The organism is Nitrospira sp. M1, assembly GCF_965152605.1.
This window is the reverse complement of the sequence record NZ_OZ224217.1, coordinates 2,221,202-2,234,177: the sequence shown is the minus strand read 5'-3', so window position 1 is coordinate 2,234,177 and position 12,976 is coordinate 2,221,202. Positions and strand designations below refer to the sequence as shown.

Below are 12,976 nucleotides of genomic sequence, written 5' to 3'. Positions count from 1 at the left end.
AAGGTTTAGGCAACGGCGGCCCTGGCGATCGGAAAATTTTCACCTCTTGAGTCATGCAAACGTGTGTGTGTCGTGTACCTTGCATGGTATCGAAATCTGTAGGGAGATACCAGGGTATGCCCTATGATATTCATAGTTACTTTTCTAATGTTGCCATATCGATCACGAAGCGAAAACGTACATCGCCACGCACGATACGTTCATAGGCCTGGTTAATGTCGTGAATGGAGATGATCTCGACATCCGATGTTATTCCATGTTCTCCACAGAAGTTCAACATGTCTTGTGTTTCTTGGATGCCGCCAATCAGTGATCCAACGACACGACGTCTACGGAGGATGAGGGAAAATGGATCGATTGACAAGGGGTGTTCGGGTACCCCGACGACAATCATCGTTCCATCGGTTTTCAGTAACTCAAGATACGCATTGAGATCGTGAGGCGCAGAAATCGTATCAATCATAAAATCAAATTTTCGTGCATAGCGTGCGAAGACCCCGTCTTGAGAGGTGACCACATAGTCTGTGGCACCAAGATGCTCAGCTTCGAGCTGCTTGCTGTCCGTGCGACTGAAGACCGTCACGTCAGCTCCGAGTGCACGTCCAAGCTTTACCGCCATATGTCCAAGGCCTCCAAGTCCCATGACGGCCAATCGATGCCCCTTTCCAACGCCCCATTGACGGAGTGGGGAGTACGTCGTGATGCCTGCGCAGAGCAGTGGCGCGGTTCCTTCAATTTCTAGCTCAGAAGGAATGCGCAAGACGTATCCTGCATCGACAACGATGTGGTTGGAATAGCCTCCATAGGTCATGTCGCCTTGTTTGTCTCGTCCATTATACGTCAGAATCATTCCGGTATCGCAGTATTGTTCCTGCCCTTGGGTGCAAAATGTACATGTGCGGCAGGAGTCCACGAAACACCCAACACCAACAATGTTGCCTTCTTGAAATGTTGTGACTGCCGATCCAACCTCTTGAATGGTTCCGACAATTTCATGTCCAGGGACCATCGGGAATAGTGAGTCTCCCCATTCATCTCTGGCTTGATGGATATCCGAATGACACACGCCACAATATCGAATGTTGATTAAGACATCATGTGTGCCGACTGTTCGGCGTTTGAAGTTGAAGGGCTCAAGGTTGCTTCCGGCTTGTAACGCGGCAAATCCTTTAGTCGCGAGCATCGTGGTCGTCCTCCTGACGGTCTGTGTGGCCTGGCGATATGTGAAAGATGAAAAATGCTCCTCATGATGACATAATCAGGAGTGATTCGTCGAGATAATGTGGTTGATGGCGTACACGGGTTGATAGATTTATTATTATAGATTTGGCTAGGAGAACGTATGATGACGTATGTGCATCTCGGACGATCTGGACTGAAAGTGAGTCGTCTTTGCCTCGGAACCATGAACTTTGGACCGGAGACGACAGAGCCTGATAGTTTTGCAATCATGGATCGAGCGCTCGAATTGGGAGTCAATTTCTTTGATACGGCAAATGTCTATGGGTGGAAAACCGGGGAGGGGATTACCGAGCAAATTGTGGGACGGTGGTTAGCGCAAGGGAACGGCCGTCGAGACAATATTGTGCTGGCGACAAAGGTGTTTGGCAGAATGGGTGAAAGGCCAAATCAGTCACGACTCTCAGCTCGACATATTAAACTGGCATGTGAAGACAGTTTACGTCGTTTGCAGACGGAGTATATCGATCTCTATCAGATGCATCATATTGATCGTGAGTCGCCATGGGAAGAAATTTGGCAAGCGATGGAACAGTTGTGTCGTGAAGGAAAAGTGCTCTATGTCGGCAGTAGTAATTTTGCTGGTTGGCATCTGGCTCAAGCTCAGGAAATGGCCAAGAGCCGTCATTTTTTAGGTCTCATCTCTGAACAGAGTTTATATAATCTGAATGATCGAATGATTGAGCTAGAAGTGATTCCTGCGTGTGAAGCCTATGGCATTGGGCTCATTCCCTGGAGTCCGGTGGCTCGAGGGTTATTAGCAGGAGCATTGACCCCTGCGACAAGCGGTCGACGTGCCGATGAAGATTTGCAGAAAGCTATACAGACATGTCGGACTCAACTGGAAGCCTATGAAGGCCTGTGTCGAACGCTTGGAGAAGAACCGGCAATCGTGGCATTGGCGTGGTTACTTCACCAGAAGGCTGTGACATCACCGATCATTGGACCTCGCACGTTGGAGCAATTAAATAGCACGATGCGAGCGAGGGAACTCACATTGTCGGAGGACACGCTCAAGAGACTGGATGAAATTTTCCCCGGTCCAGGTGGGGCTGCTCCGGAAGCATATGCATGGTGAGAGGGCATGCGTACCGAAGAGCGGTAGCCCCGACAGAGAGTCGGAGCTACCGAGATGGGCGCTGTAAGGTCTTAGTAATGACCGGCTTTCTTATATACGAAGACATTATCGGGAATTTCATGCTTGATAGGAGTATTCCGACGGATAATATCAGCCAATGTGGTGTTCTCTAATTTTGCTACTTGTCTTCTCGAAAATGCATGTTGGTACCAAAATCGATCACCGTCTCTGAGACGCTCAAATTGATCTTTGAGGATCCTAAAAAACAATTTGCCGACCATGGCTCGCCGATGATGATCTTCTGCGAGTCCCCCAATCCAGACGTCAACATCTTCGACTGACAGATACGCGTTCGCAAGGCGTTGTTGCAGAGCGACGTCCGATGTCATGTCGGCGAAGGAGGTTGCTGGATTCAAGCCCATGGCTATTCGAACGCCATTATAGCTTTAGAGGCCGTGGTCTCGTCCTCGTTGGATATTCAGTGAAGCGAGGTCAAAGCCACCGTTTCCTGGAAGTCCGAAGAGAAAATTTCTCACATCGTCGATGACATACGGATCAATGTTTTGAGCCCGTTGACTGGCCAGGCCACGAAGCACAGGCGCGATACCTTGTTCTGTTGTGATTCGCCAAGGAGCAAAAAACGCTTCTCGAAGCGGTAGGTGACCAGCACGAATGGGCCTGCCGTTTTTCTTTAAGCGTAGGAGTTGTGGTGAGAGCATGCTATGACCGAATCGGTAGGCAGCGGTGGAGAACACATTGGCAATACTTGGATTGACCCATGGTTTGTATCCGCGATATGGGCGCAAAGCATGTTTGCCAAGGAGAACAGGAAGAAATTCGTTGTAGGTAATGACTTGTATAAGCGCGCCGACCTTTCGTCGTGCTCGTTCGTATATTTCATCTCCCGTCAAGGCGCGATGGTTGTGTCGAATTATTTTCGCAAGACGGTTATGTTCACGTACGAAAAGTGTGTGCATAGCGGTCAACCCTATCTGTTCATTTGCTCGAATATCACCAGCTAAAAACAAGCTTGGGTCTGGCCCGCCAGCATTGGGAAGGCCGGCAATGTTATAGGGAAGAAACCGCCCTTTACTCATTTTCAGTCGACCGGTTCCATCGTTCGTTCGGAGAGCATGTGCGCGAATCGGGTCAGAACCATACACCATCGACGCATCAAGTAATGCTGTAATGTGATTTACCTGTTGCCGAGGTGTATTCTGGAGGTCAGCATACGCCGAGCGTGTGAATGGCATGACTTGGGTGCCAGTATTATGGGGATCAAAATGAGTATCGCCGGTTGGAATTTGGATGTTATGGGGTTCCGTCGGGTGTGCTTCTTCCGTGAGATCAATATCATGATCGATGAACTGTCCCCATTGCCAAACAAAGTCGGAGGCGTGTTTTGCATTTTGCGTGAGATGAGTTTGTGCCACAACAATATTTGAAATGGCGCGTGCACTTAATCGATTCGTACCACTTGGTTCCTTCTTTCCATCAGTGTAATCAGAGTCCATAAGACGAAGGAGCGGCGTGTTGGCACGGCCCCACTCTGGATTGTGTATATTCGTGTTTTCCCCATCAATGGTCCGTGGTTCAAATGCTTGCAGATCCTGGCTGCTGACTCCTAAGGCCGTCACAAGGGTCATCATCATAAAAGCCGCACGTTGTAATCTGTTTGATTGAGGCATTTTTAACGCAAATGTGGCCTGTCGAGTCGCCATATTCCCTCCTCTGTCGATGCTTCTCAGTAGTTTAGGTTTTGGTGAGTTGTAGGTTTCCTTGCCTGATATACAACCCTAGACTATACAGAGTGCATTTCTCGTAACTATTCCTCGAAAGAGGGGATGATTCATTTCTCGTAGCGATGGAACGGCGATATTTTAGGAGAGTACAGAAGGCAAAAACATAGAATATGTCACGATGAACAAACGACATTGGGATTTGGAGGAAGAAATTGGAAAGTAACACAGAGGGAACCTGTATTACGTAGGTAGCAGTATTTGGGGAGGCCTAGCCTGAGCGGCGTCAATGTTCAAGAGTCATTACAAGAATCGCGTCACTCGTGATGGATTTGTTCACAAACATTACCTACCCTGTTGTTTGGATTCTAACGCAGCCCACCGTGCGTAGAGCTGTTCCACGGTTTGTGTGGCCGCTTTAAGTTTGTCGTAAGCTTCCTGTAATTTCACGTGATTGGATGCAACGTCGGGATCTTCCGTCTGTGCAAGACAAAAGTCTCGTGTGGTTTCCGCCTTGAGGATTCGAGACTCCATGGCGTCGTATTCTTTCTGCTCTTTAAAGGATAGCTTTTTCGCTTTGACTTTTGGTGTGGATGTTTCGTCTCCTGTTGTCGCCGGTGTTTTGTTTTTTTGTTTTTTCGCTTTTTTCTTTCGAAGCCAAGATTCCCATTGTTCATATTCGGCAAAGAGCCCGTATGCGCCATACCCATCTAATCCGACAAATTGCGTACAGACTTTCGTGAGCATAAAACGGTCATGCGTAACCAGGACCAAAGCACCGGGAAATTCCAGCAAACTTTCCTCTAGCGTTTCTCGGGTTGGGATATCCAGGTCATTGGTCGGCTCATCGACAATCAACACATCGGCTGGTTGTAACATTAGGCGTGCGATGACGGCTCGAGCCTGTTCGCCACCAGAGAGTAGTCGTGTCGGGAGATCCAACTGCTCAGGTTGAAATCGAAAGCGTTTGGCCCAACCGGTGATATGAATAGTGTTTCCACGGTATTCCACGGACTGCCCCGTATCCGACAACGTTCGTCGTAAAGTTTTTTCCGGGTCAAGTTGCGCACGGTTTTGATCAAAGTAGACAATTTTGAGGTTTTCCGCATGTCGAACGGTGCCCTGATCGGGGGCAAGTTCTTTTGCAAGGAGTTTGAGCAAGGTGGACTTTCCAGAACCGTTATGTCCTACGATGCCCATGGCCATTCCCGGCGATAGTAAAAGCTCAAGATTGTGAATCAGCGTTCGTGATCCGAAAGATTTTGTCAGGTCTGTCACCTCAATTAACTGTTTGGTGCGGCGCCCGGAGGAAACGAAGTCAATTGTGGTTCCCTCTTGTCGAAGGCGTGTGGCGGTTTCCGCGAGTTCGGCTTGAAGTGCATGTGCGGAGTCGATGCGATATTTGGCCTTAGTGGTTCGTGCTTTGGGGCCACGGCGAAGCCATTCTTCCTCACGACGGACTTTCCCTGCCAATGCTTGAGCTTGTTGATGTTGAGTGTGATGATGTTCTTCGCGTTGCCGCAGGAATTGATCATAGGTGCCCGTGACCAGCAAAAGTCCATCGACGTATCGGGTGTTGATTTCGGCAATTTTGTTGGTTGCATGTTGAAGGAACCACCGATCATGGCTGACCATGATCCATGGCCATGGTGCTTGTGACATCATGTGTTCTAACCACTGCAAGCCTTCCAGATCCAAGTGGTTCGTGGGTTCATCCAGCAACATGATGTCCGGATCTTGGACAAAACCGCAGGCAATCGCCAGTCGTTTTCGCCAACCACCAGATAATGGCGCAACGGGTTGATCCCCATCCTCAAATCCAGTCTTTCCTAAAATTTCTTGCACACGAACCACAGCTTCAGTGCTTTCCATGCCAGAGCCAATGGCCGAACGTTCCATTTCTTCTATGATCGTCGAGCCTGGAGTAAATTCTGGTTGTTGCGGAACATAAGCCATTCGAAGATGTTGGCGGCGAGTGATGGTCCCATCATCTGGTTGTTCGAAATCAGCAAAAATTTTGAGAAGGGTGCTTTTGCCTGATCCATTGGGACCGATGATGCCGATGCGATCTTGTTCTGAGACGCCAAGCGTTAAATCATTAAATAACTGTTTCACGCCAAAGGCTTTTGAGAGTTTCTGTCCGTAAATAAGCGCTGCCATAGAAAACCCTATTCACACATTATGAAGTAATGAGCTGTGTAGAATGAAGACCGAGAGTGATTCGCTATTGTTGCCGTAAAAATCTTGGGCGATCTCTGAGGGCAACCATTCGAATGAGGTCTCTGACGGAAAGTATTCCCACAATGTTGCCATTTTCTGTCACTGGTAAGTGGCGGATCCATTTTTCCGCCATTAAATCACTGGCGTCATGAACCGTTCTATTAATATCAATGCCAATCAGCGGCTGGTTCATGATTGAATTGACGTAGACTTGCTTGGGATCATGATTGTAGGCCATGACCTTCTGGATCAAATCTCGTTCTGTCACAATACCGATCATTGCTGAGTTTTCTGTGATGAGTAATGCGCCGATTTGTTTCTCGGCCATTCGCTGAGCCGCGGTGAAGATTGTTTCCTCTCCAGAAATTTGCTCGATCGTTCGTCGCATGAGTACGCTCAGCGGACGGTAGACATTATCGAGTTCTCGAATCGGGCCTGAATCTGCGTAGACGAAATGTCTCACGAGATCACGAATGGAAATCAACCCTACAATCTCATCTCCGTCAGCAACGCAAAGGTGCCGAACGCCTTGCTGTTCCATGAAATGACTGGCGTCAAGCATGGAACGATTGGAGGCAATGGTATGGAGGGGCGTCGTCATGATCTTCGCGACAGGAGTCTTGGAATTTACGTGATCGAGGGTCATGACTTTGCGAACTAAGTCAGTTTCGGAAAACACTCCAATGATCGGCGGCTGTCCAGCTCCAGAGGTTTCCCTATGAACCATCAAGCACCCTATGCGTTGTTCAGCCATCTTTGCCGCCGCCTCTATTGCACTCGTGTGTTCATTCACAGTTTCAAGATCTTCTTGCATAAAATCAGCAATTGGTGCTGATGGCAGGTTACTCATAAATCCTCCTGTATGGTGATCTTTGTAGAGACATCATGGCCGCGTCATTGGATGCGCATATGAGTCACATACGCACTTCGTCTCTTTATCTCATCATCTTTGATGGGCAAGTTTGTGATCATAATAATCTGGCGACTATACCATAGTTGAGGAATTGGAGGTATGGATGAGACCTAAGAATTTTTCCGGACATCGTTTTGGGAGATTTGGGCAGCATGAACAGTCTCTACCGTTTGGGAGGTCATGATCCCTAAGCGGCAGAGGGAAGGAGGGCGAAGGGCAGGACGGGATTTTCAGGATGACAGTCTCGATTGTCCTTACTTTTTGACGAATTCGAGGTTAAGCGTCACTGGGTGTTGCGGGGTAATGGTTACATTGTGTTTCTGGGTTCCAAGAACAGGATGCCATACAACCATGGTGTAGGTTCCAGGTGGAATCTGATCGATGTTGAACCGCCCCTGTTCATCCGAAATCGCGAAATATGGAGAGTCCGCAACATAAAGCCAATTCTCCATGAAGTCATGTCGATCACACGTAATGGCCACGACCCCGGGTTGTTTGAGCTTCTTATGCGTGAATGTTTCATTGAGAGTTCCTAAGGCTGGGATGCCTCGATTATGGACGGTCTTGAGAATCGTCGCCTTATTTCCTCGCAACACGTAGGTATGTAGTGTGTGTTTGATTGAATCGTTATTGGTGAACTGAATGGGTTCATCTCGAGCGAGTACGCCGGTAAATGGGCCAAAATTACATTTTTTTGTTCGGACTTCAAGATCGAGGGTGTCGCCTGCACGATAGTGAAACTCTCCCTGGCCTGGACGGTCAGCTCGAATATGTTTTTCCTCAAACGCCTTGCCGCGTGTAATGCCTTCAAGGGCAATGACGGCTCCTTGTAATTTTCCATCGTTCACCGACACTTTGGTTAACGACCGTGTTTGGCCACAAATTTCTGGGTTTTTTTGAACGGTAAATGTGCGTGGGGCTAGGATTTTCCCTTCAAACGTTACGTGACCACTGAGTGTGCCTGGATTGACTACTTCCGTTGTCTCATAGGCGAATAGAGGGTTCCATAACCCAAGACTCACCAACGGGACACTAAGCCAAAACGTATATCTTGCATTCATGATCGTACTCCTTATGAAATCCTAGCCCACAGCCGTATAGCGATACCTAGAGAATGTATTAATGAATAACTTGCCAGCCAACGGTCACAGCCCAGTCCGTCTCGAGTTGAGGGCCATCTAAGTTTTGATAGATCGGTACGCCGCCTTCGACTCCGAGTCGATGTTCCAACCCAAGAAATTCCGGTAATAAGAAATTCACGCCTCCCATGATATCCAGTTGTTTTCCACCCCGCAGATCAGGGTCGGCGGTAAACACCAGTTGCTGAGCCGCAGGTCTGGTAATTCTGGTATCTTGCCCGTCGTAATCAAACCAATGCCGCCATTTAAATCGTACTGAATTGCTGATCCAATTGGTCCAGGCATAGGCTCCGTAGGCTCCAACTTCATAGGCATCACCCTTCGAATACCCAGCCTTATTTCGAGCGATTCGGTATGTTCCAAGCGTTTGGAATCCCCAAGAGGCGTTCCCTTTTGCTCCACCGTAGGTCAGGCCGGGAAGTAGGTCGACGGTACCCGACCCCAGTTGCATGGGGTAGGGAAGTCTAATGACTCCAAGTGGAGTTGTGCCTTTATGCGTAATGTCGCCGGTGGGCAAGCTCACGTTGAAGTTTAAATGGAATCGGTGCGCTCCAATACTTGGTGCTTCAAAGGCATAGAGGCGCCATAGCGATCCAATTTTAAAATCTCCAGCTCCTTCTGTTCGTGTTCGGAATTTTGCCGCGCCAAGTGGCGTCCCGGCGACATGGTCCATGTTGTTACGGAGATATGGCAGCATGGCGGTAAGCGTGAGGGTATCGTTCACGCCATACATGGCGCCGAACATATGCATTTCCATTCTCATGAATGTCGGGATGACCGCAAAGCCTTGAGCACGGACATCTGCCGGAGATAATCCTGAGGTTCCGTCTCGGATACCATTCATTTCCATTTGCATATATCGATAAGAGAACATCAGCTCTCCTACATTGTGCGTATGCTCGCCCATCATGCCAATCGGGCCGTGAGAGTCTGCGCGTTCAGGGGTATAAAAGTTTCCAATAGTCAGTTGTTCGCCATTGTTCGCCAGTCGTTGTGATAGGGATTCTTCGAATCCATCGAACATGCCATCGAGGAGAGCGGCCAAGCTATTGCCACTACTGATGGTGAAAATGAGGACGCAGGTAAGGGTGATAATTCTCGGTACCCGGCGCCGTCTATATGAACTTTTAGAATGGTGATACATAACAGATAAAATTCCTTCGTATTGCATAATGGTATGTATAAATAATATCGCTGCATGCGGAAGTAACGATCATGTTGCACAGTCGCGTATGGCGAATGCATGCAGCGCAATACGCTGACCTACAGATCAAACAAGTCTCTTTAGTTGAAATTTACGAGAACGATACAACTGGGGAAAGATCAGAAGGAGGCGCACGAGGGTTGGAATAGCGAGAAAAGACGATTTCTATTGAAGTCAGGATGGGCAAATCAACATCAACACTGGTAAGCGCTGGCTCACGTAATTCAAAGTCGATGGTTTGCAGGACATGGCCTGCCGCACACATCCATGAACAAATGTTATTCGAATGCGTGGTTGCCTCATGATGAGCTTCGTGATGTGTGCTGTGAGTGGTGGCTTGTACGGTGAGCGTACCGCTGACAAATAAAAAACACGTCAGGAGAGTTAGGATGAGGGCAGGATGTAGAATTCGTTTCATATGCACATAGGCCTTTTTCTGTATCCTACGTATAATTTAGAATGCCTGTCAAGAAAACCGCCTTATTGAGGGTTCAGTCCCTGTCCAACCTTCGTGCCAGCAATATATCCAGTGGCCCATGCCCACTGAAAATTAAATCCTCCTATGCGGCCGTCACAGTCAAGTATTTCTCCAACGGCATAGAGGCCTGGGATTTTTCGAGATTCCATCGAATTGATATTGATTTCTTGTAATGGAATGCCACCGGCGGTGACTTCGGCAAAATTCCACCCACGTGTTCGTTCAATTGGAAGACGTAAGCCCGTTAAGATGTGCGTTAACATTCGTCGAGCGGTTCGTGTCAGTTGACTGATTGGTAAGGCCGAAAACTCCACGTTGGCTGTATGGGGATTGGCCGATACCGTCATTTCTGTTGCGACATAGGTGCATAACGTTTTGGCCACTCGTTGAGGAAGACGTTTCGAGAGTAGCGCAACAAGCGTTTTTTGAGGGTCATGTGATGCTTCATCAATAAGCCAGCGATCAATTTCTTCAAATGTCTGATCTGGAAAAAATGACAGCAAAAGTGTTGCGTCAGATCCTTGCGCTTGTCCCTTTATCCAAGATCGACTGGCATCCATGATGGCTGGTCCGCTCACCCCAAAGTGCGTCCAGAGCAAACTTCCCGTTCGACGGTCAGCAATTCTACCGTCACTGGTTGTCGTGAGTGTGACGTCGTGTGATGTCCCTGAGAGCTCTTTATGGAAAAAACTTTCAGAAAGTACGAGTGGAACTAGAGCCGGATCACATTCAGTAATCGTATGGCCAAGCCGTTGCATGAGGTTCCAGCCTGACCCGTCAGACCCGGATTTTGGCAAAGACTTTCCTCCAGTGGCCATAATGATTCGATCTGCTGTCATCACGCCTTCGTCTGTTTCAAGAGCAAAATGATCAGGTGTTTTATGGATGTCCTGGATTCGGTGCTGTGTTCGTATGACTATTCCAAGCTCCTCGCATCGACGTAGGAGAGCATGCAGGACGGTCCGTGCTTTATTGGAAACGGGAAAGATCTTTCCTGTGGCTTCTTGTTTCAGTGGCACTCCCATGGATTCAAACCATCGCATCGTGTCCTGTTCAGTGAATCGTTTCAATACGCGCTCAACGAGTCGAGGTGGAGCGTGGAAGTCCTTGGAGGTAACCTGTACATTGGTCACGTTACAACGCCCTCCGCCCGATACTAAAATTTTTGCTCCAATCGAGCGAGCGCCGTCAAAGAGCACCACTCTCAGGTCAGGCCTCGCTTCTGCGGTAAAGATGGCTGCCGCCAAACCTGCAGCGCCGGCTCCAACGATGGCTATCTGAATATCAGCGGGCATTGTGACGTATAGATGGCAGTGCTTGTGACATGATGTGTGGCGTGCAGATCCCCGTTATCGTAACGGAGATGCTCGACGGAAGAAACACATATTTAAAGATTGGATAGTGTAGGAAATATGTTGTCGAGAAGGTGTTTGGAGCTGGTTCAGGGTAGCACCAGCTCCAACGAAAATGAAGGCTTTGTTCCTGGATCGACGCTTGATCGTGAAGCGTGTTACGAGGTTAGTGTGGCCATTGTTTCCATTCTTGCGTATTCGAGTCAAACCACCAATCTGGACCATTGAGATAGAGTTTCTTGTGGCAATCCAATGTTTCTCGCATGGAATTATTGGGCCATTCACGCCATTTCTGAGCGCGAGTCGCAGAGTCAGACCACCAGTCCGGACCACTTAGATACAGGTCTTTATACTCCTCCAAACTATGAGATGCATTTCTCGACGGCCATTCTTTCCATTCCCGAGTGTTTGAGTCAAACCACCAGTCCGCTCCGTCTAAAAACATTTGCTTATGGTCCTCTAATGTCTGTCTTCCTTGTTCGTCAAAATCATCCTGATGGGTGTCGCAATAGTCGCCATGGGTATTTTGAGCCATAGCATGTGAGGCAAATAAACACGAACAGAACAAGAGCAGTGGAATGCAGAGGTGCTTGGATCTCATGGTATTTCTCCCGTTCGAATAAAAGGGTATAAATTGTGAGTGAAAAAACGGACCATACGTGACGGTCTCTACCGAGGTTCAACATTCCATTCCTGAAAGAATGGGAGTTTCAACCTGTTGTTGGGAACCTTTTTACGTGACGAGGGGGAATCTTCGAGGGGGATCGTATCTAACCATGAATCTCTGTCTGAAAGCAAGAACACGGCAGTGGATGAATGTGTGGAATATTCAGTCGATGGATAGAGTCATGGAACTGCACACATATTCTCCAGTTGTTCTTTCGTGGGAATCGTATTGATGATGCGAGTGCGGCCTTGGTTGCATGTCACCGTTCCTTCTGTCATGTGTCCATAGGTTTTTTTAACAACACGACGTCTTGGTCGACAATCAGTAGCTGCGCTTGCCATTTGTTCGCCAACCATTGAAAGGTCGGCTGTGAAAAAAAACAGACGTGCGTCAGGTCGTTTTTATAATGCCATGTCGTGAATGCCTGCTGATTATACACGCGTTTTGTCATGATGCCGAAGAGACCCCCAGGCTTGAGGATATTCCATAATGCGTCTAACTCTTCTTGAGGACGGTGAAGATGTTCAACCACTTCGGACGCGGTGATGAAGTCGTATGTTTCTTGAAAAACTGAACGATCATCTGCATAAAAACAATCGTAGAGTGCAACGGAGTGCCCGGCTTCTTCGAACATCACGGATAGAGTTGGGCCGGGGCCGGATCCAAAGTCGAGACCATGACTGTGGGAGGGGATGTGGCGATGCATAGGGATGAAGATGCGGCTCAGAAAAGATCGATAGGCGTGATCCTCTGGTGAATTTTGGTGATGGTCATAGGCGGATTTTTCCGTTTCACTCGAAAGATATTGATGTGGCGGGACAAAGACCAGCTGACATGTGTGACATAAATAAAAGTTTCTTCTGTTGTCACGGTGATAGGTATCGTGAATATTGACGTGATGGCAGAGAGGACACGGAGAGCCAAGAGTCATAGTCTGGGCCGAGAGC

General features: G+C 48.3%; 10 protein-coding genes and 1 pseudogene. 1 reads left to right on the top strand and 10 read right to left on the bottom strand.

From position 1 onward, the window contains the following. Positions 1-136: 136 nt before the first annotated feature. Positions 137-1,183, bottom strand: coding sequence for an NAD(P)-dependent alcohol dehydrogenase (locus ACWHX8_RS10145; protein ID WP_447971830.1), 1,047 nt, complete (start codon positions 1,181-1,183; stop codon positions 137-139). A gap of 162 nt (positions 1,184-1,345) precedes the next feature. On the opposite strand from ACWHX8_RS10145, the gene ACWHX8_RS10140 reads away from it, so the two are divergent. After that, positions 1,346-2,317, top strand: a complete 972-nt coding sequence (locus tag ACWHX8_RS10140; RefSeq protein WP_447971897.1) for an aldo/keto reductase — start codon at positions 1,346-1,348, stop codon at positions 2,315-2,317. Between the two features lie 71 nt (positions 2,318-2,388). Here the strand turns inward: ACWHX8_RS10140 and ACWHX8_RS10135 are convergent. The 9 genes and pseudogenes from ACWHX8_RS10135 to ACWHX8_RS10095 all read right to left on the bottom strand — a co-directional run bounded on the left by ACWHX8_RS10135 (position 2,389) and on the right by ACWHX8_RS10095 (position 12,960). Continuing rightward, positions 2,389-3,963 (bottom strand): annotated as a pseudogene (locus ACWHX8_RS10135) (peroxidase family protein). Between the two features lie 438 nt (positions 3,964-4,401). Beyond that, positions 4,402-6,216: an ABC-F family ATP-binding cassette domain-containing protein gene (locus ACWHX8_RS10130; protein ID WP_447971829.1), complete on the bottom strand. Its 1,815-nt coding sequence runs from the start codon at positions 6,214-6,216 to the stop codon at positions 4,402-4,404. A 64-nt stretch (positions 6,217-6,280) separates the two neighbouring features. Further along, a complete protein-coding gene (locus ACWHX8_RS10125) occupies positions 6,281-7,126 on the bottom strand; it encodes a CBS domain-containing protein (RefSeq protein ID WP_447971828.1) in 846 nt (281 codons plus the stop codon). Positions 7,127-7,443: 317 nt separating this feature from the next. After that, complete coding sequence (locus ACWHX8_RS10120) at positions 7,444-8,250, bottom strand: carboxypeptidase regulatory-like domain-containing protein (RefSeq protein ID WP_447971827.1); 807 nt, start codon at positions 8,248-8,250, stop codon at positions 7,444-7,446. Between the two features lie 58 nt (positions 8,251-8,308). Further along, positions 8,309-9,472, bottom strand: coding sequence for a transporter (locus ACWHX8_RS10115; RefSeq protein ID WP_447971826.1), 1,164 nt, complete (start codon positions 9,470-9,472; stop codon positions 8,309-8,311). A 151-nt stretch (positions 9,473-9,623) separates the two neighbouring features. Next, on the bottom strand, positions 9,624-9,950 hold the full coding sequence (locus tag ACWHX8_RS10110; RefSeq protein WP_447971825.1) for a hypothetical protein: 327 nt from the start codon (positions 9,948-9,950) through the stop codon (positions 9,624-9,626). A gap of 62 nt (positions 9,951-10,012) precedes the next feature. Next, positions 10,013-11,305 carry an NAD(P)/FAD-dependent oxidoreductase gene (locus ACWHX8_RS10105; RefSeq protein WP_447971824.1) on the bottom strand — a complete coding sequence of 431 codons (1,293 nt, stop codon included), beginning with the start codon at positions 11,303-11,305 and terminating at the stop codon, positions 10,013-10,015. Between the two features lie 223 nt (positions 11,306-11,528). Then, positions 11,529-11,963: a hypothetical protein gene (locus ACWHX8_RS10100; RefSeq protein WP_447971823.1), complete on the bottom strand. Its 435-nt coding sequence runs from the start codon at positions 11,961-11,963 to the stop codon at positions 11,529-11,531. Positions 11,964-12,303: 340 nt separating this feature from the next. Further along, the gene (locus ACWHX8_RS10095) at positions 12,304-12,960 is read right to left on the bottom strand and encodes a class I SAM-dependent methyltransferase (RefSeq protein ID WP_447971822.1); all 657 of its coding nucleotides are present in this window, start codon (positions 12,958-12,960) and stop codon (positions 12,304-12,306) included. Positions 12,961-12,976: the final 16 nt, after the last annotated feature.

Coding starts and splice junctions, on each gene's coding strand:
- ACWHX8_RS10145 (WP_447971830.1), bottom strand. CDS start 1,183: ATGCTCGCGACTAAAGGATTTGCCGCGTTACAAGCCGGAAGCAACCTT.
- ACWHX8_RS10140 (WP_447971897.1), top strand. CDS start 1,346: ATGACGTATGTGCATCTCGGACGATCTGGACTGAAAGTGAGTCGTCTT.
- ACWHX8_RS10130 (WP_447971829.1), bottom strand. CDS start 6,216: ATGGCAGCGCTTATTTACGGACAGAAACTCTCAAAAGCCTTTGGCGTG.
- ACWHX8_RS10125 (WP_447971828.1), bottom strand. CDS start 7,126: ATGAGTAACCTGCCATCAGCACCAATTGCTGATTTTATGCAAGAAGAT.
- ACWHX8_RS10120 (WP_447971827.1), bottom strand. CDS start 8,250: ATGAATGCAAGATATACGTTTTGGCTTAGTGTCCCGTTGGTGAGTCTT.
- ACWHX8_RS10115 (WP_447971826.1), bottom strand. CDS start 9,472: ATGTATCACCATTCTAAAAGTTCATATAGACGGCGCCGGGTACCGAGA.
- ACWHX8_RS10110 (WP_447971825.1), bottom strand. CDS start 9,950: ATGAAACGAATTCTACATCCTGCCCTCATCCTAACTCTCCTGACGTGT.
- ACWHX8_RS10105 (WP_447971824.1), bottom strand. CDS start 11,305: ATGCCCGCTGATATTCAGATAGCCATCGTTGGAGCCGGCGCTGCAGGT.
- ACWHX8_RS10100 (WP_447971823.1), bottom strand. CDS start 11,963: ATGAGATCCAAGCACCTCTGCATTCCACTGCTCTTGTTCTGTTCGTGT.
- ACWHX8_RS10095 (WP_447971822.1), bottom strand. CDS start 12,960: ATGACTCTTGGCTCTCCGTGTCCTCTCTGCCATCACGTCAATATTCAC.